The organism is Leifsonia poae (genome assembly GCF_050632195.1).
In the GTDB taxonomy this organism is placed as follows: domain Bacteria; phylum Actinomycetota; class Actinomycetes; order Actinomycetales; family Microbacteriaceae; genus Leifsonia; species Leifsonia poae_C.
This window is the reverse complement of record NZ_CP192580.1, coordinates 1,428,648-1,450,110: the sequence shown is the minus strand read 5'-3', so window position 1 is coordinate 1,450,110 and position 21,463 is coordinate 1,428,648. Positions and strand designations below refer to the sequence as shown.

24 protein-coding genes and 1 pseudogene are annotated in these 21,463 nt (G+C 65.3%); 11 read left to right on the top strand and 14 right to left on the bottom strand.

What is annotated here, in order from left to right; translation table 11 throughout:
• Positions 1-138 precede the first annotated feature (138 nt).
• The 4 genes from ACQ86A_RS07395 to ACQ86A_RS07380 all read right to left on the bottom strand — a co-directional run bounded on the left by ACQ86A_RS07395 (position 139) and on the right by ACQ86A_RS07380 (position 3,084).
• Complete coding sequence (locus tag ACQ86A_RS07395; protein ID WP_431279910.1) at positions 139-447, bottom strand: putative quinol monooxygenase; 309 nt, start codon at positions 445-447, stop codon at positions 139-141.
• Positions 448-522: 75 nt separating this feature from the next.
• The gene (locus ACQ86A_RS07390; protein ID WP_431279909.1) at positions 523-1,296 is read right to left on the bottom strand and encodes a PspA/IM30 family protein; all 774 of its coding nucleotides are present in this window, start codon (positions 1,294-1,296) and stop codon (positions 523-525) included.
• Positions 1,293-1,901 carry a hypothetical protein gene (locus ACQ86A_RS07385; RefSeq protein ID WP_431279908.1) on the bottom strand — a complete coding sequence of 203 codons (609 nt, stop codon included), beginning with the start codon at positions 1,899-1,901 and terminating at the stop codon, positions 1,293-1,295. Before ACQ86A_RS07385 ends, ACQ86A_RS07390 begins: the two co-directional genes overlap by 4 nt.
• A gap of 166 nt (positions 1,902-2,067) precedes the next feature.
• Positions 2,068-3,084: a sigma-70 family RNA polymerase sigma factor gene (locus tag ACQ86A_RS07380; RefSeq protein ID WP_431279907.1), complete on the bottom strand. Its 1,017-nt coding sequence runs from the start codon at positions 3,082-3,084 to the stop codon at positions 2,068-2,070.
• A gap of 147 nt (positions 3,085-3,231) precedes the next feature.
• On the opposite strand from ACQ86A_RS07380, the gene ACQ86A_RS07375 reads away from it, so the two are divergent.
• A complete protein-coding gene (locus tag ACQ86A_RS07375; RefSeq protein WP_431279906.1) occupies positions 3,232-3,813 on the top strand; it encodes a dihydrofolate reductase family protein in 582 nt (193 codons plus the stop codon).
• Positions 3,814-3,842: 29 nt separating this feature from the next.
• On the opposite strand, the pseudogene ACQ86A_RS07370 reads toward ACQ86A_RS07375, so the two are convergent.
• From ACQ86A_RS07370 to ACQ86A_RS07360, 3 genes and pseudogenes are all read right to left on the bottom strand, one after another.
• A pseudogene (locus ACQ86A_RS07370) lies at positions 3,843-5,458 on the bottom strand (ABC1 kinase family protein); the annotation flags it as partial.
• A 5-nt stretch (positions 5,459-5,463) separates the two neighbouring features.
• Positions 5,464-6,009: a PadR family transcriptional regulator gene (locus ACQ86A_RS07365; protein ID WP_431279905.1), complete on the bottom strand. Its 546-nt coding sequence runs from the start codon at positions 6,007-6,009 to the stop codon at positions 5,464-5,466.
• A 112-nt stretch (positions 6,010-6,121) separates the two neighbouring features.
• Positions 6,122-6,709 (bottom strand): helix-turn-helix domain-containing protein, encoded by a 588-nt coding sequence (locus ACQ86A_RS07360; RefSeq protein WP_431279904.1) that lies wholly within the window; start codon positions 6,707-6,709, stop codon positions 6,122-6,124.
• Positions 6,710-6,788: 79 nt separating this feature from the next.
• Here ACQ86A_RS07360 and ACQ86A_RS07355 point away from each other — a divergent pair, with 79 nt between their 5' ends.
• The gene (locus tag ACQ86A_RS07355) at positions 6,789-7,787 is read left to right on the top strand and encodes an NAD(P)/FAD-dependent oxidoreductase (RefSeq protein ID WP_431279903.1); all 999 of its coding nucleotides are present in this window, start codon (positions 6,789-6,791) and stop codon (positions 7,785-7,787) included.
• Here ACQ86A_RS07355 and ACQ86A_RS07350 read toward each other — a convergent pair.
• Complete coding sequence (locus ACQ86A_RS07350; protein WP_431279902.1) at positions 7,780-8,394, bottom strand: TetR/AcrR family transcriptional regulator; 615 nt, start codon at positions 8,392-8,394, stop codon at positions 7,780-7,782. The two genes, ACQ86A_RS07355 and ACQ86A_RS07350, sit on opposite strands and share 8 nt — an antisense overlap.
• A 102-nt stretch (positions 8,395-8,496) precedes the next feature.
• On the opposite strand from ACQ86A_RS07350, the gene ACQ86A_RS07345 reads away from it, so the two are divergent.
• Positions 8,497-9,231, top strand: coding sequence for an SDR family oxidoreductase (locus tag ACQ86A_RS07345; RefSeq protein WP_431279901.1), 735 nt, complete (start codon positions 8,497-8,499; stop codon positions 9,229-9,231).
• Between the two features lie 34 nt (positions 9,232-9,265).
• Here ACQ86A_RS07345 and ACQ86A_RS07340 read toward each other — a convergent pair whose 3' ends face one another.
• The gene (locus tag ACQ86A_RS07340) at positions 9,266-9,727 is read right to left on the bottom strand and encodes a GNAT family N-acetyltransferase (protein WP_431279900.1); all 462 of its coding nucleotides are present in this window, start codon (positions 9,725-9,727) and stop codon (positions 9,266-9,268) included.
• 170 nt (positions 9,728-9,897) lie between these two features.
• Between ACQ86A_RS07340 and ACQ86A_RS07335 the strand changes: the two genes are divergently transcribed.
• Positions 9,898-10,608, top strand: coding sequence for a hypothetical protein (locus ACQ86A_RS07335; protein WP_431279899.1), 711 nt, complete (start codon positions 9,898-9,900; stop codon positions 10,606-10,608).
• On the top strand, positions 10,605-11,957 hold the full coding sequence (locus ACQ86A_RS07330) for a cell wall-binding repeat-containing protein (RefSeq protein WP_431279898.1): 1,353 nt from the start codon (positions 10,605-10,607) through the stop codon (positions 11,955-11,957). The genes ACQ86A_RS07335 and ACQ86A_RS07330 overlap by 4 nt, the downstream gene beginning before the upstream one ends.
• 57 nt (positions 11,958-12,014) lie before the next feature.
• Here ACQ86A_RS07330 and ACQ86A_RS07325 read toward each other — a convergent pair whose 3' ends face one another.
• Positions 12,015-12,227 carry a hypothetical protein gene (locus ACQ86A_RS07325; RefSeq protein WP_431279897.1) on the bottom strand — a complete coding sequence of 71 codons (213 nt, stop codon included), beginning with the start codon at positions 12,225-12,227 and terminating at the stop codon, positions 12,015-12,017.
• Between the two features lie 184 nt (positions 12,228-12,411).
• Between ACQ86A_RS07325 and ACQ86A_RS07320 the strand changes: the two genes are divergently transcribed.
• Both ACQ86A_RS07320 and ACQ86A_RS07315 read left to right on the top strand, forming a co-directional pair.
• The gene (locus ACQ86A_RS07320) at positions 12,412-15,504 is read left to right on the top strand and encodes a BTAD domain-containing putative transcriptional regulator (RefSeq protein WP_431279896.1); all 3,093 of its coding nucleotides are present in this window, start codon (positions 12,412-12,414) and stop codon (positions 15,502-15,504) included.
• Between the two features lie 44 nt (positions 15,505-15,548).
• Positions 15,549-16,604: a hypothetical protein gene (locus ACQ86A_RS07315; protein ID WP_431279895.1), complete on the top strand. Its 1,056-nt coding sequence runs from the start codon at positions 15,549-15,551 to the stop codon at positions 16,602-16,604.
• Positions 16,605-17,005: 401 nt separating this feature from the next.
• Here the strand turns inward: ACQ86A_RS07315 and ACQ86A_RS07310 are convergent, their stop codons facing one another.
• The 4 genes from ACQ86A_RS07310 to ACQ86A_RS07295 form a co-directional block, all read right to left on the bottom strand.
• Positions 17,006-17,329, bottom strand: a complete 324-nt coding sequence (locus tag ACQ86A_RS07310; RefSeq protein ID WP_431279894.1) for a hypothetical protein — start codon at positions 17,327-17,329, stop codon at positions 17,006-17,008.
• Between the two features lie 540 nt (positions 17,330-17,869).
• On the bottom strand, positions 17,870-18,085 hold the full coding sequence (locus ACQ86A_RS07305) for a hypothetical protein (RefSeq protein WP_431279893.1): 216 nt from the start codon (positions 18,083-18,085) through the stop codon (positions 17,870-17,872).
• Between the two features lie 168 nt (positions 18,086-18,253).
• The gene (locus tag ACQ86A_RS07300) at positions 18,254-18,808 is read right to left on the bottom strand and encodes a hypothetical protein (RefSeq protein WP_431279892.1); all 555 of its coding nucleotides are present in this window, start codon (positions 18,806-18,808) and stop codon (positions 18,254-18,256) included.
• Between the two features lie 126 nt (positions 18,809-18,934).
• The gene (locus tag ACQ86A_RS07295; RefSeq protein WP_431279891.1) at positions 18,935-19,555 is read right to left on the bottom strand and encodes a hypothetical protein; all 621 of its coding nucleotides are present in this window, start codon (positions 19,553-19,555) and stop codon (positions 18,935-18,937) included.
• Between the two features lie 175 nt (positions 19,556-19,730).
• Between ACQ86A_RS07295 and ACQ86A_RS07290 the strand changes: the two genes are divergently transcribed.
• The 4 genes from ACQ86A_RS07290 (at position 19,731) to ACQ86A_RS07275 (ending at position 21,453) form a co-directional block, all read left to right on the top strand.
• Complete coding sequence (locus tag ACQ86A_RS07290) at positions 19,731-19,955, top strand: hypothetical protein (RefSeq protein WP_431279890.1); 225 nt, start codon at positions 19,731-19,733, stop codon at positions 19,953-19,955.
• A gap of 38 nt (positions 19,956-19,993) precedes the next feature.
• The gene (locus ACQ86A_RS07285) at positions 19,994-20,266 is read left to right on the top strand and encodes a hypothetical protein (RefSeq protein WP_431279889.1); all 273 of its coding nucleotides are present in this window, start codon (positions 19,994-19,996) and stop codon (positions 20,264-20,266) included.
• 195 nt (positions 20,267-20,461) lie between these two features.
• Complete coding sequence (locus ACQ86A_RS07280; RefSeq protein ID WP_431279888.1) at positions 20,462-20,815, top strand: acyltransferase family protein; 354 nt, start codon at positions 20,462-20,464, stop codon at positions 20,813-20,815.
• 5 nt (positions 20,816-20,820) lie between these two features.
• On the top strand, positions 20,821-21,453 hold the full coding sequence (locus ACQ86A_RS07275; protein ID WP_431279887.1) for an acyltransferase family protein: 633 nt from the start codon (positions 20,821-20,823) through the stop codon (positions 21,451-21,453).
• Positions 21,454-21,463 lie beyond the last annotated feature (10 nt).

Genomic DNA, 21,463 nt, shown 5'->3' with positions numbered 1-21,463 from the left:
GGGCCGCTATCGCGCTCATCGTCTGATCTCCATGCCCCAACGATGCCCCCGGATTCTTGAGGCATTCTTACTTGGGCTGTGGAACCGCTGCGCGTCACCTATGGATGCTCTATGGGAGCGTGCCCGCCATCCTTTCCGCTACTGGATGGTCCCCTTGAGCGGATCGCCGATCGGGACGTTCTCGACTACGAGTACCTCGGCCGGCCCGGCGAGGTGTCCGGCGTTGAGGCGGTTGAGCTCGGCGATTGCCGCGCCCTCGGAGTGGGCCTGCAGGTCGCCGATCTCGGTCCACCGCTCGACGACGACGACGCGCGTGCCGTCTGTGTGCACGGCGTAGAGTTCGCAGCCCCGCTCATCCTGAACCAGAGGGGATGCTGTGGCAAACGCGTCGAGCACGTCTTGCGTGTGCCCGTCGAGCGGGGTGAGTGTGGCGACGACGACCGGCATGGGAACTCCTCGAGGCGTGGGACAAAGTGAACCACCAGCCTTGCGGTGATGCGCGAGAACGTCAACGCGGATGCGTCAGCTGGTGACCGGCCCACGCCCGATGCTCAGCCAGCCGTCCTGCCCGTCGCCCGGGTCAGGGGCGCCGGAGCCGCCTTGGCCCGCCTTCTTCATCGCTTCGAGCTGACGCTCGACGTCGGCTCGCGTCATCCCCGCCGACAGCTGCCGGTCGAGATCGGAGTCTGCGGGGGCAGTCAGGTCGTTGAGCGTGCCGTTCGCGATCAACTCCTCGGTGGCCGCTGCCCGCGCTTGCATCTGCGCGATCTTGTCCTTCGCCCGGTTGAGGCTGGCGCCGGCATCGTTCATCTGCGTGCTGATGCCGGCCGCGACCTCGTTGGCCCTGGCCTGCGCCTGCGAGGCCGTGTACGTGGCCTTCATCGTCTCCTTCTCGACGCGGAACGCTTCGATCCGCTCGGCGAGACGACGTTCGTTCTCCTGCAACTGCGACTGCTGCTTCTGCAGGTTCGCGTGCTGCTCCCGCAGGGTCGCGACCTGCGCTTCGAGCAGGGAGCGCCGTTGAAGTGCGGTGCGCGCGAGGTCCTCGCGGCCCTGGTTCAGCGCCTCCTGGGCCTGCTGAGCGAGCTTCGCGTAACGCGCGCCCATCTCCTGGCCCTGCAGCTCGATCCGCTTTCTCGCCGTCGCTATCTCGGCCAGTCCCTGCCGCACCTGGTGGAGCATCCTGACCTGCTGGTCGTAGCTGTCGTCGAGCGCCTCGCGCGGGTCCTCCAGGTGGTCGAGTGCCTTCGAGGTCTTGATGCGGAAGATGTCGCGCATCCGTGATGTGTTGCTCATGATTCGGTCCCCCTGTACAGGCGATTCGTCGACGTCGAAGCGTGAGGCCAGGCGTCGTATCCGTTGAGTGCGTGCAATTCCTGGATTCCCGCGTCCAGAGCGGTGACCTCGCGGTCCACATCGGCGCGGAGTTCGGCGAGCGCGTCGTCGCTGAGGCCCGAGATTCCGGATGCGACGGCCGAACGCAGCCGACGCACGATCCCCTCGAGCTGTTCGACACGTCGTCGGGCGAGCGGGATCTCTGTGTCGAGAACAGTCGCGTCGGTCTCACTACCCATCAACCGCAACTGGGCTTCGAGCGTGCTGCCTTCGGCCTGGATGCGCCTGAACAGCCGCACGAGTTCACCCCGGGGGCCCGGGCTGTGCAGGGCGAGATCGACGGCCGCGCGACCGCTCCTCAGCGAGTCGTCGAGGCGCATCCGGAGCTTCAGCACCTTGTACTGCGGCCCGGAGGCGAAGGCGGCGCGCGAGCGGAGCACCGCGCTGTTTACGGCGCGGCTCCGACGGATGCGCTTGTAGATCGCCCGCACGATGAGCACCGCGGTCAGGATGCCCAGCAGTGCGATCACGAGCAGGGAGACGAGCACGCCTGCGATCACGGACATGGCTGCCCCTGCCGTCCCACGTTGGTCACGTCCATCAGTCCGCCCCTCCATCGATCGTTCGCGGAATTGCGCAATAACGCGATGTATCGCGTTTCGCAAACCTACGCCGATCACGCCGAAATTGCACGCGGCATTCATTCAGGTTCAGGATGCGCTGCGCGGCACCCTAGGCGCGCGCAAGCTGCGGCGGCATCCCGAACGCAGGGAGGAGTTCGCTCTCGAAGTGGCTCATCGCCGCGATGCGGTCGCCGCTCAGCGTGAGCACGATGACCCCGGTGCCGCGTCGACTGCCGTCCAGAGCGAGCACGTAGAGTCCGAGCGCCGGCTGGCCGTTGGCCCTCGTCGGAACGAGGTGATACTCGCGTCCGGCGGAGAAGAGCAGTCCGCAGAAGGTGGCGACGAGCTCGGAGCCGACGTATTCGAGCGACATCGGCGGCATCGACATGAACACGTCGTCGGTCAGCAGGGTCACCAGGGCGTCGAGGTCCCCCGACCCGTAGGCGTTGACGAATCTCGCAACGACCGCGTTCTCGGTCAGCGATCCCGGGCTCGGGGCAGGGTCGCGAGCGTCGTCACGCGAAAGGCGGCCGTGCAGGTTGGCGCGGGCCCGTTTGAGCGCGCTCGTGACCGACTCGACTGACGAGTCGAGCATCCCCGCCACCTCTTTGGCAGGGAACCCGAGCACGTCACGCAGGATGAGCACGGCGACCTGGCGGGGCGGCAACAGCTGAAGGGCGGTCACGAACGCCAGCGAGATCGACTCTCGCTGTTCGTAGTGGGCCTCCGGGCTGAAGGAGGGGTCGCTGACTCCCGCCAAGAGTGCATCCGGATACGGCTCCAGCCAGACGACCTCACCGTGTCGAGTCGGCTCCGGCGGCTGCACCCCGGGGATGTTCCACTCCTTCGCCTGCCTCCGGTTGGCCGATCGCAGCACGTTCAGGCAGCGGTTCGTCGCGATCCGATAGAGCCAGGTGCGCAAGGAGGAACGCCCCTCGAAGCCGGCGAGACCCTGCCACGCCGTCAGCAGCGTCTCCTGCAGGGCGTCCTCGGCGTCGTGCAGCGATCCGAGCATCCTGTAGCAGTGCACCTGCAGTTCCCGGATGTGCGGCGCGGTCAGCTCGCGGAAGGCAGCGTCGTCCCCGGCTCGCGCTCGCCCGATCAGATCGTCTGTCGCAGTGGCCACCGATGCCCCTCTTCTCCGCGTCGTCGCGCGATCACACATACAGACACCGCCCGGGCACCGAACTGGGCGGTCGTCAGCGCCCGATTCTCGAACCCGCCGGTGTCTATATCGGTGTTCGTGACAACGCTAACGATAGGGAGAAGTGACATGGGAAACATCGTGATCAGCCAGAACGTCTCACTCGACGGGGTCGTCGAAGACCCGACCGGCGAATCCGGTTTCGAGCACGGCGGTTGGTTCGACCGCTTCATGACGGCCGACGACCGTCCGGCCTGGGCTGCGATCGAGTTCGCCGAGGCGCAGAGCGCGAAGGCGCTGCTGCTGGGACGCCGCAGCGACAACTATTTCGGGTCGCGGTGGAATGATGCGACGGGCGACTGGGCCGACCGCCTGAGGGCACTGCCGAAATACGTGGTCTCGTCCACGCTGAAGAATCCGGTGTGGGTGAACTCGACCGTGCTCAGCGGTGACGTCGGCGACGACGTGTCGCGGCTGAAGGACGAGATCGACGGCGACATCGTCGTGTACGCCAGCCGGGAGCTCGTGCAGACGCTGCTCGCCCGCGACCTCGTCGACGAGCTCCGGCTGATCGTCTTTCCGGTCGTGCTCGGCAGCGGCAAACGCCTCTTCGGCGGGACCTTCGATCCGAAGGCTCTGCGCCTACTCGACGCCAAGCCCGTCGGCGGCAATCTCAGCTACGTCGCGTACGCGGTCGTAAGGGAGGACTAGAGAGGGCCCCGACCGCGTCGCAAGAAGAGGATCAGGCCACCGGTGATGACTACACCCCCGAGTGCGAGAGCGGAGGCCAGGCGTCGTACCGTTCGTTCCAGCCGGGCGACCCGCTTCTCGAGGCGCGGGGTCGAGACCTCGACGGAGCCGTCTTCGAATCGGGTGATGAGAGCGTCCAGCCGTTTGGGCAGCCGCCACGCGAGACCGGCGACCTCCAACGCCTGCTGAGCGAGGTCTTGCACGACGTTTCCTCGCTCGTCGCGGATGAGCTGGGTCGCGTACGGCTCGATGGAGTCCCACACGTTGAACTCGGGATCGAGAGCGCTGCACACTCCGGACGTGAGCGACATCGCCCGGATGATGAGCAGAAAGTGCTCGGGCAACTGGAACGGCAAGGACCGAACGACGTCGCCGAACTGCACCGCGAAGTCGCGGAACTCGCGGGGATCCACCTCGCGCAGCTCGGCGAAGCCCATGCCGCCGAACCGGGAGAAGAGCTGCGTCATCGCCCGCTCGAGGTCGGTCGTCTCAGCCGAGGGCAGCAGCACCCCGACATCCCGCATCGCGTTGACCAGCCCCTTGCCGTCGCGCGACGCTGCCGCGATCAGGAGCTTTCGCAGGCCGCTGCGGGTGCTGGACGGGACCTCCCCCATCATGCCGAAGTCGATGAATGTGAGCTTCCACGGTCGCCCGTCCGGCTCGGCCGCAATCGGCGTGACGAAGATGTTTCCCGGATGCGGGTCGGCGTGGAAGAAGCCGTTCGTGAACAGCTGGTCGAACATCACCGAGGCGAAAAGCGGTGCGACCTCAGCAGGATCGATGCCTGCCGCACGCAACGCGTCGGTGTCGGTGATCTTGATCGCTGTCACGTCTTCCAGCGTGAGAACCCGCTTGGTCGTGCGTTCCCAGACGACCGCCGGCACGGCCACGCGTTCGTCGCCCTCGAACTCGGCGGCGAAGCGCTCGGCGCTCGCGGCCTCGTGCAGATAGTCGATCTCTTCGAGACTGGTTTCCGCGAACTCCTCCATCAGCGCGGGCATGTCGACGCGATCGGACACGAGCCGCACGTGGCTGAGCCAGCCGCCCACTCGGCGCAGCGCCGCGAGGTCGACGTCGACAATCGCGTCGATGCCCGGTCGCTGCACCTTGATGACGACGCCGTCCAGTCCGGTGTCCGCTGCATCGGTCGGCGCGAGGCGGGCTCGGTGAGCCTGGCCGAGGATGCGGCTGCGACCGGCGTCTCATCAACCCTCGCGAACGCCTGCGCCAGAGGCACGCCCAGCTCTGCCTCGGCGCGCGAACGGATGGCCGCGAAGGCGACGGGAGGCACCTCATCCTGAAGCCCCTCGAGCTCACTCGTGATCTCGGGCGGAAGCACGTCCAGGCGGGACGACATGAATTGCCCGACCTTGATCATCAGCCCGCCGAGGTCGATCGCGAGCGCGTGGAAGCGCTGCGCGAAGCGCCGCATCCGTTTCGACCGGGTGCGTTCAGCGATCTTGGCGAGCCCGATGCGCGGGAGGAACAGCTCGTACCACCATGTCACCGAGAGGTTCCAGCCCGCGAAGCGCAGGATGCGGCGGTAGCGGGCGCGGGTGTCCCCCGCACCGGCCGAGTCCCCTCGACCCGGACGGACCGACGTCACCCGCTTCAGTCCTGCGCGAGGATCGCGTAGAGCTTGCGCCGTGCCTCTTCGAGGACCACGACGGCCTGCTGCACCTGCTCCGGGGTTCCGGTGCGGCGCACCTGGGCGGCGGCCTGCGCGAGGTCGATGCCGGCCTTGGGGAGCGCGCCGAATCCTGTGCTCTCGTTGCTGCCCGCGGTCTCCCACGGCGCGGACGTGCCGGAATCGGCGACCTCTTCGCGACCTGCCTCGGTCAGCGCGTACGTCTTGCGACCGTTCGACTCCTCGGAGCTGATGATCCCCTCGTCGGCCAGCAGCTGCAGGGTCGGGTAGACCGAGCCGGCGCTCGGCTTCCAACTGCCGCCGCTTCGCTCTTCGATCTCGCGGATGATCTGGTAACCGTGCATCGGCTTCTCGGCGAGGAGCGAGAGCACTGCGGCGCGAACGTCACCGCGGCCCATGCGCGTGCCGACGCGCTTTTCGAACGTCGAGCGCAACTGCTCCATCGCCTCCCAGATGCTGTCGGCTGTCATGCCGGCGCCGAAGCCGCCGGCCGGAAACGAACCGCTCATGATGTCCTCCTGGTTTCGTCAACGATACTCAACGATATATCGTTCGTGAAGATGGCGAAAGGGGTTCCGAGCGAAATCGGGTGTCGTTCAGGAGACGCGAAGGTGGGCGCTCCTACCCCACCGAAGCGGCAGCGGCCGCGCGCACGTGCATCCGCTCGCCCTGGCTGTTGAACAGGCAGAGCACCTCGAGCACGCCCGGCCCCGGATTGCCGAACGCGTGCGGCGTGCGGGTGTCGAAGTCGGCCGCCTCGCCCTCCTCCAGGATGAAGAACTCGTCGCCCAGCCACAGCTTCAGCCGGCCCGAGATCACGTAGAGCCAGTCCCAGCCGTCGTGCACGCGCTGGGTGTATTCGGCGTCGGGCTTCGGCGGCAGGATCTGCTTGAAGGCGCTCCACTCCCCCGTGGTCCGTGACAGCGGGATGGTCGTGACGCCGTTCCGAAGCACCGGGCGCGGATGCACGCGTGGGTCGCCCGTCGCTGGCGCACCGACCAGGTCGTCGAGAGGCACGCGGTACAGCTGAGCCAAGGGAAGCAGCAGTTCGAGCGTCGCGCGGCGACTCCCCGATTCGAGCCGCGAGAGGGTGCTTGTCGAGATCCCGCTCGCCTCCGCGGCAGCCGACAGAGTCAGCTTCCGGCTCTCCCTGATGGCCCGGATGCGCGCACCCGCCGACGCGAGCACCGCCTGGATGTCGTCGGTCATGGCCACTGTCTCGTCTCTCGGTTTGCTGTTTCAGCAACCAACCTTGCCAGATTGGACGGAGCCGCGCCAGAGTCGGGGCATGGAGAACCGAGACAACGACACAACAACCGACGTCGACATCGCGATCGTCGGCGGCGGACCGGCCGGCCTGAGCGCGGCCCTGGCACTCGTTCGCGCCCGGCGCGCGGTCACTGTCATCGACGGCGGTCAGCCGCGCAACCGCTTCGCGCCCCACATGCACGGCGTGCTGGGACACGACGGCCTGCCGCCGACCGAACTGCTCCGACGCGGGCGCGCGGAGATCGAGGGCTATGGCGGCGTTTTCGTCGACGGCGACGTGACGTCCGTCTCGGTCGAGGAGGGGAGCATCCTGATCTCGGCCGGAGGCGAAGTCGTACACGCTCGTCGCCTCCTGGCCGCGACGGGCCTCCGCGACGAACTCCCCGACATCGAAGGACTGCGCGAACAGTGGGGTCGCGGTGTCGTGGTCTGCCCGTACTGCGACGGCTGGGAGCGCCGCAACGGCGTCATCGGCATCCTCGCGACCTCGCCGCAGAGCGTCGACCAGGCCCAGCTGCTGCGCCAATGGTCCGACCGGATCGTCTATTTCGCCAACCTCATCGGCGAACCGGATGCGGACGCCGAGCGCCGCCTGGTCGCTCGCGGCATCCGCATCGAGCGTCGTGAAGTCGCGCGCATCCGGACCGATCAGGATGACCGCCTCACCGGTGTCGAGCTGACCGACGGCGAAATCGTCGATGTCGGCGCGATCTTCACCGGACCCACGATGTACCCCCTCGACGAGCTTCTCCTCTCGCTGGGCGCGACAACGACCGGGGCGCACGGGATTCGCTGGGTCGCGATCGATGCAGACGGCCGCACGAGCGTCCCGAACGTCTGGGCGGTCGGCAACGTGGTGGACCCGCGCGCGAACGTCCCGGTCTCCCTCGGCGCGGGCGCACTGATCGCCGGAGCGATCAACGCCGACCTCGTGAAGGAGGACGTGGAGGCTGCGCTCGCTCGCATAAATGCTCGCTCAGAGGTTGACCCCGAGGAGGCGAGCAGCCTTCTCAGATGATCGAGGGAGCAGGGCCGCGGAGCGCGACGTCCCCGGTGCTGCGCATGCCGCTCAAAATCAGATCCGCGTAGCGCCGGCGAGCGCTGGACGCCTGATCCCCCAGGGGGCCGGTGGCCTGCTGCACGCCGACCATGAGAAGCAGCACGTCGTCGGCCGTGATCTCCGACCTGATCTGCTTGGTCTTGCGCGCTGACGTCACGAGGCCATCGACAAGAGCGTGAAGTGTGGAGAGCGCGGCTGCACCGCCCTGTCTCTGGAATGCGGGCCGCCCGATCGTCTCGCAGAACAGCGGATCCTCGGCGAGCACCGTGGCGCCGGCGAGCATGAACGTCGTGAGCGCCTCCAGCGGATCGGACTCATCGGCTGCGGACCGCGCGGCCTCCTCCAGGCGGAGGGTCACACTGGCGAAGAGTGCGGCGATCAGGTCTTCTTTCGAAGTGAAGTGACGAAACAGGGTGCCCTTTGCGAGTCCCGCGCGTTTCGCGATGGCATCCATCGAGGCCGCTGTGCCGTGCTCGGCGAACTCCGCCCTGGCGGCGCTCAGAATCTCCGACCGATTGCGAACAGCGTCTGCCCGCTGGGAGGGGTTCTCGTCTGGCGTGACCATGGCCTCAGTCTAGCGATAGTGACCATGCGGTCATTTTGGTGAGGTAACATGACCGAACAGTCACTTTGAGCTGCGCCCTCGAGCGCAGAAAGGAACCATTCCGTGAGCATCACACTTGCCGGCAAGACCGCACTGATCACCGGCGCATCCTCGGGTATCGGCGCAGCCACAGCGCGCACGCTTTCCGAGGCCGGCGCCAACGTCGTCCTCACAGGCCGTCGAATCGAACAGCTGGAGTCGCTTGCCGAGAGCCTCCCCAACGAAGCGCTCGCCGTTCGCCTCGACGTCACCGACCGCGCTTCCGTCGCCGCCGCGGTCGCGGCCACGGTCGAGAAGTTCGGCGGCGTCGACATCCTCGTGAACAATGCCGGCATCATGCTGTCGGGCATGGTCGAGGGAGCGGATGTCGAGGAGTGGACTCGGATGGTGGAGACGAACTTGCTCGGCTCGCTGTACCTCGTGCACGAGACGCTCCCGAGCATCCTGTCGCGCAAGGGCGCGATCGTGCAGGTCTCGTCAACATCTGGCCGATTCGCGCGAATGGGTGGCGCCGTCTACGCAGCGACCAAGTTCGGGGTGACGGCGTTCGCCGAGGCACTCAGGCAGGAAGTGACCTCTCGAGGCGTTCGAGTCATCACCGTGGAGCCCGGATTCACGGAGACCGAGTTGACGTCGCACATCACCAACCCCGCGATGCAGGACATGGCGAAGGGACTTGCGGCATCGATGCGGCTTCTGCGGCCGGAGGATGTCGCAGAGGCGATCCGGTACTCCGTGACCCAACCTGAGCACGTCTCCGTGAGCGAGATCCTGATCCGGCCCACCGACGAGGTGTGACGCGATAGGCCGAAGCTGTCGGACCCGCTGGGGCTTAGAGCGCGAGTGTCATGTAGACGGTGTTCGGGTCGACGACGTGCCGTCCGTACGGTTCGCTGGTGACGAATCCTGACTTCGCGTAGAGGGCCCTGGCTGGGCGGAAGAAGTCCATGCTGCCGGTATCGAGCGAGATGCGCGCGATGTCGCGGCTTCGCGCATCCTGAAGCAGATGAGTGAGCATGAGGGATGCGATGCCCTTGCCGCGATGCGTCGGCGCGGTACGCATGCTCTTCAGCTCCTCATGGCCGGGCTCGATCGTCGACAGCGCGCCCGTGCCGACGATGTCGTCGCCGTCGTACGCGACGAACATCCGCACGCTGGGCTGCTGCAGGGCTCCGAAGTCGAAGGCGTGACGGCTTTCGGGTGGGGCGGTCGGCGCCAGCTCGTCGAGGTACGCCGCGAGGAAATCGGACAGCCGCGTATCCGCGAAGTCTGCAGGTCGAACGTCGATCGTCATCTGGTCAACCTCACTGGGTAGCGTCGTCGGGTCGCTTCGATTCTGCACGATCGGGCGAGGTGCGGTTGATCCCTCCGCCACCCGTAAGGGGGCAAACACGTAGAACACCGAATCGATACAGTGAAGCGTTTGCTTCGCACAGCATCGGCTGCCGAGGCGGAGGGGCGCACATGAGACGAACGCTGATGGCCATTGGAGCGATCGTCGTCGCGGCAATGCTGTCCGTCACCCTGACGCCGGGTGCCGCCATCGCGGACTTAGCGGGCATGCGAATGGTGGGCCACCTCGACTCGCTGTCGTTTGTGCCGGGCAAGGGTGTCGTCGCTGTCGGCTGGGCGCTCGATGCCAACCATCCCAGCGCAACCGACTTCCAACTTCAGATCCGCACCAGCCAAACTGCCGACACGGCCTATGGCCCATACCTTTGGGACTTCACATCGCCGCGCCCCGACGTGAACGCCGCCTATCCCGGATACGGATCGAATCACGGGTTCGTCTTCGAAATGGGTTGGTACCTTCCCGGCACCTACCACTGGTGCGCCGAGGTGACCCCGAAGGGCTCGTTTTCCGGAGCCCAGAACCTTGACCACTGGGGGTATTTCGAGATCGGGTGCGCAACGTTCGTCATTCCCGTCCGCAAGCTCGCAGGTGGAATCGATTCCGTCGCCGTCGGCACCCCGAAGCACAAGCTCGGCATCTCCGTCGCAGGGTGGCTCACCGACAGTTGGGCCTACCCGTACTATGACGAGTCGATCACTTTCCAGGTCGAGCATCGCTCCCTCGACAACAAGACAGCTCTCGGAGGGGTTACGCCTGGGCGAGTCCCGGTGCGCCCAGCGCGGCACTCGCAGCGGCCCACCCGGGTGCGGTCGGCCTTTTGAGCTTCGAAGGGCAGTACACCGACGCCACTGACGGCATCTACTCCTTCTGCGGGACCATCTCGCCCACTGATCTGAGTTTCGGCGCAGGGAGCACCGGCATCGGATGCGTGTCTGGTGCGTTCAACCAGATGGCCGTCACCACCGCGCCGTCACTCGTCGGAGACGGGTCCCTCGGCACCACCCTCCAACTGACCCAAGGCACCTTCACGCCCGTCCCGTCAGCAGAAGATGTGACCTGGAAACGCGTCGACTTGGTCTTCAGCGCCGGTGTCCCTTATTCAGATATGTCGAGCACTCTCATCCCTGGTCCCGGCGGACGCCAATACACGCCGGCCGCCGGGGATGTCGGGCACCGAATCGTCGCATCCGACACGGTCTTCGCAGACGGTTTCCTCGGGCAGAGCTTCAGTCGGGAGACCCAGCGCGTCACCATTCCTGGCGTCTCCACATCTCGGATCGGCGGGAGTGACCGCTATGCCGCATCGGTGGGAATCTCAACCGAAGAGTTCCCCGATGCGAACGCCGGCGCCAGAGTCGTGTACGTCGCGTCGGGAGCGAACTTCCCCGACGCTCTCTCGGCAGGGCCCGCCGCGGCGAAGGAGGGCGGCCCATTGCTGCTCACGACACCGGGGCAGCTCCCAGCGGCCGTCTCCAGCGAGATCACGCGACTCCACCCGGACAAGGTGGTCGTCGTCGGGGGTCCAGCATCCGTCAGCCCTGCGGTCTTCGACGCGCTGAACGGGCTCGCGCCGACAATTCGCATCGGCGGCGCTGACCGCTATGCCGTCTCGCGTGCGCTCATCGATTACGCGTTCCCCGACGGGGCGCCGTCGCTCTACCTCGTGACAGGAGAGAAATACCCGGACGCGTTGTCGGCGAGCGGTGCGGCTGCCAGCGCAGGCGAGCCTGTACTCCTCACCCCCGGGAGCCGCCCGACTGCGGATCAGGGAACAGTCTCCGAGCTCCGATCGCTCCACGTGACCCACGTCACGATCGCTGGTGGCCCCGGTTCGGTTTCGCAGGGTCTCGCGACCACGCTGGGCGCGGGGATAGACGTAACTCGGGCGTCGGGCTCCGATCGTTATGCGGCGGCCGTCTCGGTCAGTCGAAGCGCATTCGCGACGGCGCCGAAGGTGTTCCTGGTGACCGGCCTCAACTATCCCGACGGACTGAGCGCGGGCGCCGCCGCGGGCAGGGAGCATTCGCCGCTCTATCTGACGGACGGAACTTGCGTGCCCCAGGATGTGATCAAAGACATCGTCAGCCTGCACGCGACCTCCGTGGTCATCGTCGGGGGAACCGGGTCGGTACAAACACAAGTCGGTGACCTGTACGCCTGCTCATACTGATATGACCGGCTACTACGTGATCTACGCGTGTGCTTGAGAGCTGCCTTCGGAGAGGGCTCACAGGTGCGCCACGGGACGGTGGCCGTGGTTAGTTCTGCCGAAAACCGCCGACCACGCAACGCTCAACTTGCGCCGTGCGACGACGACGGGTTGGCGGGACGATGCGGTCGCGCCCCGGTCGGCCTGCGAGCGACGTAGTTCGTTCTCGCGCGCCAAGGTCGCCGCGCGTCCGGAGTCCATGCGGAACGCGACGAAAGTGTCGTAGTTCATGATCATTCCTTTCTACAAGCGGAACAGCAGGACGACTGCTGCGGTCGGCGACGTGACTGTGAGGTGTGCATGCGTCCACCATCACGTAGCGCGGTACTCGATCCCTCCTCGGCCGGTACTCGTCCGATACTCGCCGAGAGCGGAGAGCGTTGACGGCCTGTCGGATCGCGCCCACACTGGCCTCATGACCGTGAAGGTGCTCGGTCCATTGGATATCGGGACCGAGCACACCCTGAGTCCGCGAGAGCGCGTCGTGCTCGCCGCACTTATCGTGCTGGCGGGTCGTGCCGTCGCCACCGGCGAGCTAGCCGAGGCTTACTGGGGAGCGGACCTCCCGCGCACGTGGACGCAGCAAGTCAAGACATCGGTTGCGCGAATCCGTGCCGACCTCGGGCCCGGCGCGGTAATCACCCGAGGCTCGGAGTACAGCCTCGGACTCGACCCTGCGACGATCGACGCGTTCGAATTCGAACGCCTGGTGTCCGGCGCCCGCAAGCACGCGATCCACGACGAACACGACAGGGCGGTGGCCGCGTACCGGCGGGCGCTCGCGCTGTGGCGCGGCGCACCGTACCCCGAGCTGGCCGACTGGGAACCGGCCGCCGTCGAGGCCGAGAGGCTGGTCGAGATCCGCCGCAGTATCGAGGAGGAGCTGCTCGAGTCCAGGCTCGCGGAGGGTGAGGACAGCGCCGTCGTCGCCGACGCGGAGCGGCTGGTGCGCGAGTCACCGCTGCGCGAGAACCGCTGGGCGATCCTCGCGATCGCCAACTACCGTGCCGGCCGGCAAGCCGAGGCTCTGTCGAGCATCCGGACGGCGCGGGCGCGACTCGCGGACGACCTCGGCATCGACATCGGTGACCAACTGCGCGCGCTCGAATCGTCGATGCTGCAGCATGATCCGGCACTGACGCCGACCAAGCTGCTGCATCGCGTGAGCGACACCTGCCCCTACCGCGGACTCCAGCCCTTCTCGCCAGCCGACACGGAGGACTTCTTCGGACGAGATGCCGACATCGATGCCTTGCGCCAACGCGTACGCGAGGGATCGCTCACCGTCGTCGTGGGCGCATCCGGGTCGGGCAAGTCCTCGCTTGTGCTGGCCGGGGTGCTTCCGCGCATCGTCGACGGACGACGCATCGCGGTGATCACCGGGGGTCGGGATGCCGCGATCGATCTGCGCGCTCGGATCGAACTTGGCGGGCCCGCCGATATCGTGGTCGTCGATCAAGCGGAAGCGGTCCTCCAGCTACCCGAGCGCGAACGCGATGAATTGTGCAGGATCGTCGCAGAGGTGCTCGCCGGCGGATCGACCGTGCTCATGACGTTGCGCAGCGACTTCCTCGACCGCGCAACGGGCCTTCCGAACATTGGCTCTCTGATCGGCCGTGGCGTATATGCCATCGGACCGCTCGATGCCGATGGTCTGCGTGAGGCGATCGAGCGCCCGGCCGCCCGCGCCGGCCTGCGGCTCGAGCCGGGGCTGGTTGAGTTGATCGTGCGGGATGCCGCTGACCGGCGCACCACCCTCCCCCACGTCTCACACGCCTTGGAGGAGACCTGGGTCCGACGTGAAGGAGCGACCCTCACGGTGGCCGGGTACGAGGCATCCGGTGGCATCGCGGGCGCCATCGCCCAGTCGGCCGAGACGCTGTACCGCTCCCTCGACGCCCACAACGCCGGCGCATGCCGCTCGCTCATACTCCGCCTGGTGCACCGTGGAGCCGATGGCGCGTCCGTCCGACGCACCGCCTCGCTCGCGCCACTCGTCGCCGACCCGGCGTGGCGTGGGGTACTCAACCGCCTCGTGGCCGCCCGCCTGCTCACGATCGACGGCGACGAGGTCACGGTCGCTCACGAGGCACTGGCGACGGCGTGGCCGCGCCTGGATCAATGGCTGGAAGAGGATGCCGAGGGCGCTCGCCTCGTCGCGACCGTCGCCTCCGCGGCCGAACTGTGGAACGGTTCGGGTCGTCGGGACGATGACCTCTTGCGCGGTGCCCGGCTGCAGGCAGCGCTGGACTGGCGAGACGGGTCCGAGCCGGCCCTCACCACGGTGGAACGCGAGTTTCTCGATGCGTCCGCCGAACGGGAGCAGGACGAGATCCGCGAACTTGCGGGGCGCGCTGCCCGTGACAAGCGCATCAACCGCTGGCTGCGGTGGGCGATGGCAGGTGCGGGCGCGCTTCTGGTCGCGGCGATATTCGGCGGCGGACTTGCCGCGGTGCGTGGCGGAGAGGCGGAGCGTGCTGCAGAGGACGCTCGCATCGAGGCGCTCGTGGCGACGTCGCTCTCACTGCTCGACAACGACCGGGAGACGGCAGCTCTGCTCGCGGCGGAGACGTACCGACGGTGGCCCGACGATGCCCGGGTGCGCTCCGCGCTCTGGGGCGTCATGACGAGCACGGTCGGTCTCGTCGACACACACCATGACGAGGGTGCTCTTTTCCCCTCGATGGACATGCTCCCGGGCACCGAGACAGCGCTGCACGTCTCGTCCGGCCAGGACCGTACGGATCAGCCCGCCGTCGAGGTGGTCGATGTCGCCACGGGCGACGTCCTCCGAACTTTCGATCTCGGTCTCCCTGACACGGCGCCAGGCTGGGGCCGCTCCGTCGAGGTGAGTGCCGACGGATCCGTCGCGGCGATCCAATCGCCCGTCTACCCGGATCCCTCGAACACCAAGGAGTGCTGCTGGATTCACCTGACGTTCTTGGATCTCACCACCGGTGAGCCGCTGCCCAGTACGGGGCTCGTTCGCTCGCAGATGTCGCCGACCATGACCTTCGATGCAGCGGGGCGGACTCTGTACATCGCGCAATCGGTCACCGCCGACATCATCGCGGTCGACACGACAACGGGCGAGGTGCGCTCGAGCGCTGCCACCTTCGATGACCATCCGAGTGGGATCGAGAACTTCTACGGCGTGACGCTCGCTGACGACGGCCTTGTCGCTGTGGGTGCCGGCGACCATCTCCGCCTGTACGATCGCGCGACGCTCGCGCTCGTCCGAACCATCCCGCTCGAGGGGGACGTGTCGAGTATGGATGTCATCGCCGACGGCCAGGGTGGCATCGTGGCAACGGGATGGGAGGGCACGGTACGCGTCCTCCTCGCCACGGGCGAAACCTCTGGCGACGGTTCCCGGATCCAACGCGAAATTGCTACTCCCTGCACCTCGCAACGGACACGAGCGTGGCGTGCGGGTCCTACGAAGGAGTTGCCCTCGTCGATCTTGCGACCGGCGAAACGAGGAGTGCACAGGCCTCGCTTCAGCTGAATGAATTTCCGACGTTCGAAACGATCGATGACGGATCCCTTCTCGTGACCGTGACCGTCCCTCCGACCTGGATGCGCTGGCGGGTCGACGGCGGTGGCACCGGCTCGGACGTCGTTGCCAAGGGGCGCGAACTCGTGGACGGCCCGGAAAAGGGAGGATCGCTCGTCGTCACGCAGCCCGTCGGCGGTGGCGGGCGCATGCAACTGTGGGACCTGAAGCGCGACGCCCCGGTCGGCGAGGAGGAGGATCTGATCGTTCCGCTCGGCTCGGATGTCGTGGCGAAGTACTCCCGCTATGACTCGGAGAACCAGTCGGGCGAACCGCAGCTGGAGCGCCAATTGACGGGCGAAAGGATTTCCCTTCGAATCCCCGGGTTGCCGAGATCCTTCAACGTCCTCCCTGGCGGATGGGATCCTCCCGCCTTCGCCTGGTGGTCTGACGGCATCGTCGCCTTCGACCCGTCCACGGGCAAGCCTCTGGGACCCGTCATGACAGTGCCGGGCGTTCAGCTCGATGTCCTCTCGGCGAGCGAGACACCCGACTCGGCACTCGCCGTGGTGACGTGGTCGGTCGATGCGCCTCATTCGGAGACCGGTGTATTCGATATCTCGACCGGACAGCTGCTCGTGCGCGGCCTGTATGACCTCGATTCAAGCCACGCGCTCGACCGCGATCAGTTGATCGGTGTCGCGCCGGACTATGCGCGCCGCTATGACATCCACACGCTCAAGCCGATCTCGGCCCTCGCCCGAGCGATCGGGGGTAGTCAGCTGACGTCAGTCAGCACCGACGGCCGCACCCTCCTCAACGTCGGCTTCAACAACGCACTCACGCTCTACGACCTGACGGCAGACATTGCGCTCGCCACCCCTCTCGACAGCGATGCTCCTGGGGCGCGCCTGCGGGGTGGATACCTCACCGCCGACGGCGAGACCCTGCTCGAGGCGCTCCCCGACGGTATCCGTGTCTGGGACCTGCGCCTGGCTGAGCAGGCGTCACAGGCGTGCGCGCTGGCGGGGCGCGAACTGACCGAGGAGGAGTGGTCGACATACTTCCCCGGCGAGGAGCGCGTAGACACCTGCGCGGCGCTCACGTCCTGACTTCACGGGTAGGGCCCGTGGGATGCAAAAGCTGCCACAAGGAGCGAGTCTTTCATTGCCACGTCGGGGTCATTCGACGTCAGTGTTTCCCCGTCGGCGATGAAAGCGCACGCTCACAATGGCGAGCACTTCCACCCCTAGCCACACGGCGAGGCCCACCCATGTCCACCAGTGACTATCGACGATAGCTGTCCACGCGAAGAGCAGGATTAGCACGCCGAACGCCACCGCCGAAAGCTTTGACGACGCGGCCGTACGACCTATGACCCACCAAGGTTGTCGCTGACGGTCTTCGCCCATGCACCGGAGAGTACTCCGGCAACACTGAACCACGCGCACGGCAATCTACGAGCTTGTGAGGACAGATTTACGTGCATCGGTGGTTCAGCGGCGGGTTCACCTCATCGGGGACCGTGGGTCACACCGTGCCGCTTGTCCCGCCATGCGTAGCGCTCGTCGACCTTGATCGCGCTCTGCATCACGGTGCCCTTCGACACCGCAGACATCACCGCAGCGACCGAAACCCATGACAACACCGCGACGGCCGACACGGCAGAGCCAATGGCCAAGACGGATGCGAACGAGCCAATCGATCCGATCGAGAATGCCGAGCCTACGCTGCCGATCGACAGCACAGAATTCTTCGACGCGATGGACAACACCGAGCCCGTGGACCACAGCGACAGCACTGAACGATCAGACATCCGCACCCCGATCTTTCCCACGATGGTACTCGTCACGGTGACACAGCGACTACCCTCTGAGCGGCGCGCTCCAACCGCACCAATGAAAGTTGTCGGCATGAGGTCGCTGGGCATTCTTCATAGCGACTAAACGGCAGGCTTGGGAGACAACCATCCGCGGTGGCATTCGGCGAAACGCTGCGCGTCCCGCCTTGAGGGTATGTCACCGCGGGCTGCGCCCCACCGCTTCCCCAAGCGCCGCCGCACGCTTCGCGTTTGCAGCGCCTGGGGCCCCGCGCGGCGGGGACCCCAATAGACAGCAGCGAGTACCGAAAAAGGCGGGGCATCCAGTCGCTTTGCGACTCGATGCCCCGCCTTTTTCGATACGTCGGGCTGACAGGATTTGAACCTGCGACCCCTTGACCCCCAGTAATAAGGCCCCTGTTCCGCTGCGTTCCGACCTGCCCCGGATGGGACTAAATCGCTGGGGATCCGGGCGCAGGACACATGACTCAAATCCGCTCCGTTCCGGTCCCTTCCGCGCGGTGCGCACACACAACTGCACACACATTCGCGGAATGGCTACGGCCTGACGGCGCCTGGTGGTTCGTATGGCAATGATTCGAGAAACGCGAGGAGGTCGGTGGCAAGGATGACGGGTTTTCGTCCGTAATAGCGCCGGGTGATTTCGCCGCGAGCGGCAGACTGTTTGATTACAGACAGTGATAGTCCGGTGGCTTCAGCGGCGCCTTCGAGTGTGTAGGCGAGGGGTTGGGGCTTGAATTCGAATGCACTCATGAACCGAAGCTAAAGGCCGCCAGTCACCTCGTCTTGACGTGTTTCGCACGCGGTCGTAAACACGAATGCTTCCGTGTGGTTGCGTACTCAAATCGTGTACACGAACGGATTGGCGGGAATGTTACAGCGGACTGGCGGGAATGTGCCGGCGGAGTGACGTGGGCTCTTCTATCGGACAGCTTGGTGAACGCCAACTTCCTCCATATACCCCTCGTAGCTGTAGCACCACCGGAGATTGTTCACTAGACCGGCAAGCGCGAAGGCAACTTCTTCTGCATACCACTTGCGGCCCGGTCGGTACGGTCGAGGGACGAAAAGCACCTCTTCCCGGCGGCGGCGATTGGGCTCAATCCTGACGGTCAGCAATGTCTCGTGAATGACCTCCTGACCCTGAAACAGAACGCGCACGACTTCGATCCCGGGAACTCGCTCCGGGTAACACGAATATGCGTCGTCGTCGCGCCACTCTGGAGTCCCTTCCGCCTCCCAGTTCAGAGCCACCGAGAGATTCGACTTGAGAACGGCGGCATCGCCCATGAAATCAGGCATGTGCCAGTCGGATTCGACGGACTTCATTACGAGCTCGCGCAGCCCTTCAAGACTCATCTGACCAGTCATAGATGCGCCCTCATCGCTTCCCAAACTTGCGAAGGCGAGCTCCCAGCCAAGCTGATCCACCGTGTCACCAAAATCATCAGCATCCGCACGCAACGGAAACGTCACCTGCCGCATTCGCCCCGTCCGGTCACGAGCTTGAACCCGCCACGACTCTCCCCGCGCTGTCACACTGGCCACAAGCGAGAGCGTAGCTGGCCCGACTTGCAGCCGAAGTCTGTGACGGCGGGGCGATCACGACTGAGGAAAGGATATGAGGTGGAGTAGATCTCTTCCGAGCCGAGTGGTGTGGGTGGAATAGGCACCTTCGGTACTCATCATCTGCGTTGGTACGTTCGCGAGTCTGTGGGACTCGAGGTAATCGATGACTATGTCGGTTAGGTCCGCTGAACCCGGTTCGTTATCGAAAATCCATTGCTTGATGAGTTGGGGCACAGTGGTGGGCACGAATGGGCCGGCCTCGGTCTGCCAATTGGGTTGGGTCTTCGCAATGAACGATTGCGGATCGTCGAGGAACGCAAGGGTGCGGGCGTGGATATCTTGGATTTCTCCTAGCATGTGAAAGAGCTGTTGACGGATTGCCTGCGGGACTGTGCTCCAGTCGCCCATTTGAGCAGCGGCCCATGCCAGGCGCTCTCGTTGTTCTTGTGAGGCCGATTCCGCCGCCAGTCTCGCGGCCCGTTCGTAAGACGCCATGAACTCGTCAGAGTTGAGGATGTCGGCCGACTGCAGCCCGGAGCTATTCGCAAGGATGTTGTCGACGGCACGTGCGATCTTGATATCGAAGTCGTACTGCCGCTCGGCTTGCCTGGAAGCGATTAGGCCTGAAGCTATCTCTACCGCCGCGCCGCCCACGAGGGGAGCGTCGAAATTGACGCAAATCCTGTTGCAAACACCAGGTCTTTGGTGGCGTCGTGCCGGGGAACGGCTTCCTCTAGGCTCATGGGCGAACGGTACCGCGTTCGTCCGAGGCTGAGCAATGCATTCGATCCCAAGATCGGTCTCGGCGAAGTGATTGGCGCCTGCTCGAGTGGATTTCGAGCTCCCCGCAAACGAACTTGAGGAGGCTGAATTGATTGAAGGAACTGAGGTGACGGTTGAGGGACGCGACGGAGTAATCGTGACCCGAAACAGCGGCGGGACGTACGAGTACTACAAAGTGCGAGGCGAGTACAACAACGCGGTGTATTCAGTGTTATTTGAGGACACCGGCGAGGTCCGGCAGTACCTCGGCGATGTCCTCGAAGAAAGGTGAATCAAGTCTGACATTCGAACGTATGTTCTAATGTTGATGTGACCCGTCCGCGCCCGATCCGTTACGACCACGACACCTGGTTGGTGATGCGTGACAGTGATGTGTTGCCGAAAGCGGTCATCAAGCGGTTCGTGGACCGCAGGAAGGTCGATCAGTACTTGTTGATCCTCTGGGATCTCGACCCCGCGAAACAGGTGCTCATGGCGGTGTGTGACTCGCTCGAGAAAGCAGATCGCCTGGTGTTGTACGACAACCGAAATCCGACCGGATACTGGAACGGCCCGCCGAACCCTCGGCATGACGGAGCTTAAAGCGTCTGTTATTAAAACGGTCATCCATTTCTTTTGTGGCCACTTGAGGCATAGTCTTCGTCCAGACACGTCAAAGATGAGCAAGTGTCACTAATGACGCAAGGGTGACTGAGCGCCGGGGGAGCGCTATGACGCTCGAGAACGTATTCAATCCGAAGTTGAACGCACTCAACGCCTGTGCGGCTGCTACTGGCCGTGAGCGTCATCGTGTGGCACTCCTTCCCTATTACTGGCGCTGCGCACCCTGCCCCCGCCGTCACACAGTTGCTGGGGGAAGGCGGGGTTGACGGTTTCTTCGCGATCTCGGGGTTCCTGATCGTGTCGAGCTGGATGCGCCGCCCGCACTGGTGGCCATACCTTCAGGCGCGGTTCCTTCGCATCCTGCCGGCGTTCTGGGTTTGCTTGGTCGTGACAGCGGTCGTCGTAGCGCCCATCGGGATCCTGCTCGCGCACCAGGCATTCCCTCACACCTACCTGACCGACGCAGCAATGTACGTGGTGAAGAACGCCGGCCTACGAATCACCGAATTCGGTATCGCGGGAACCTGACCGCTGTGCCCTACCCCGGGGTGTGGAACGGGTCACTGTGGACGCTCTGGTGGGAGTTCCTCTGCTATCTCGCGGTTCTCGCACTCGGGCTCACACGGCTACTCAAATTCAGGGCAACCATCCCCGCCATCTTCGCCGGATGCCTCACCGGGGTGATCCTTGCGGACACCGGGGCCTTGACCAACTTCTACCTGGTCAACGCGTCGAGATTCGGCCTCATGTTCGCGGCCGGCGCGCTCATCTACCAACTGCGGCACTGGCTGCCCGCACGCTGGTCACTAGTAGCCGTATCCGCGGGACTGACCGTCGTTGCGTCAGTACTTCCCGACTACCGGGTGCTAGCTGCGCTGCCCCTCGCGTACCTTCTCATCGCGACGGGAGCAATGGTCAAAGTTCGTCGCCTCCGGCTCGAAAACGACATCAGTTATGGCACTTACATTTACGCGTTCCCGCTGCAACAGGTGTTGGCATGCGCCGGCCTCTACGTTCTCGGTGTCCCGCTTTTCGCGGTGGCCGCCATCGTCGTGACGTTGGCAGTCGCGTCACTCAGCTGGTATTTGATCGAGAAGCCCGCGATGCGTCTAAAGCGAGCCCGGTCCACCGAAGTCATACAGCAGCCCTCCCATTCGTTCTCGTAGCAGTCTGCTG

Bases quoted from the DNA above. Each gene is read 5' to 3' on its own strand.
- ACQ86A_RS07395 (WP_431279910.1), bottom strand. From the start codon at position 447: ATGCCGGTCGTCGTCGCCACACTCACCCCGCTCGACGGGCACACGCAA.
- ACQ86A_RS07390 (WP_431279909.1), bottom strand. From the start codon at position 1,296: ATGAGCAACACATCACGGATGCGCGACATCTTCCGCATCAAGACCTCG.
- ACQ86A_RS07385 (WP_431279908.1), bottom strand. From the start codon at position 1,901: ATGTCCGTGATCGCAGGCGTGCTCGTCTCCCTGCTCGTGATCGCACTG.
- ACQ86A_RS07375 (WP_431279906.1), top strand. From the start codon at position 3,232: ATGGGAAACATCGTGATCAGCCAGAACGTCTCACTCGACGGGGTCGTC.
- ACQ86A_RS07365 (WP_431279905.1), bottom strand. From the start codon at position 6,009: ATGAGCGGTTCGTTTCCGGCCGGCGGCTTCGGCGCCGGCATGACAGCC.
- ACQ86A_RS07360 (WP_431279904.1), bottom strand. From the start codon at position 6,709: ATGACCGACGACATCCAGGCGGTGCTCGCGTCGGCGGGTGCGCGCATC.
- ACQ86A_RS07355 (WP_431279903.1), top strand. From the start codon at position 6,789: ATGGAGAACCGAGACAACGACACAACAACCGACGTCGACATCGCGATC.
- ACQ86A_RS07350 (WP_431279902.1), bottom strand. From the start codon at position 8,394: ATGGTCACGCCAGACGAGAACCCCTCCCAGCGGGCAGACGCTGTTCGC.
- ACQ86A_RS07340 (WP_431279900.1), bottom strand. From the start codon at position 9,727: ATGACGATCGACGTTCGACCTGCAGACTTCGCGGATACGCGGCTGTCC.
- ACQ86A_RS07335 (WP_431279899.1), top strand. From the start codon at position 9,898: ATGAGACGAACGCTGATGGCCATTGGAGCGATCGTCGTCGCGGCAATG.
- ACQ86A_RS07325 (WP_431279897.1), bottom strand. From the start codon at position 12,227: ATGAACTACGACACTTTCGTCGCGTTCCGCATGGACTCCGGACGCGCG.
- ACQ86A_RS07320 (WP_431279896.1), top strand. From the start codon at position 12,412: ATGACCGTGAAGGTGCTCGGTCCATTGGATATCGGGACCGAGCACACC.
- ACQ86A_RS07305 (WP_431279893.1), bottom strand. From the start codon at position 18,085: ATGAGTGCATTCGAATTCAAGCCCCAACCCCTCGCCTACACACTCGAA.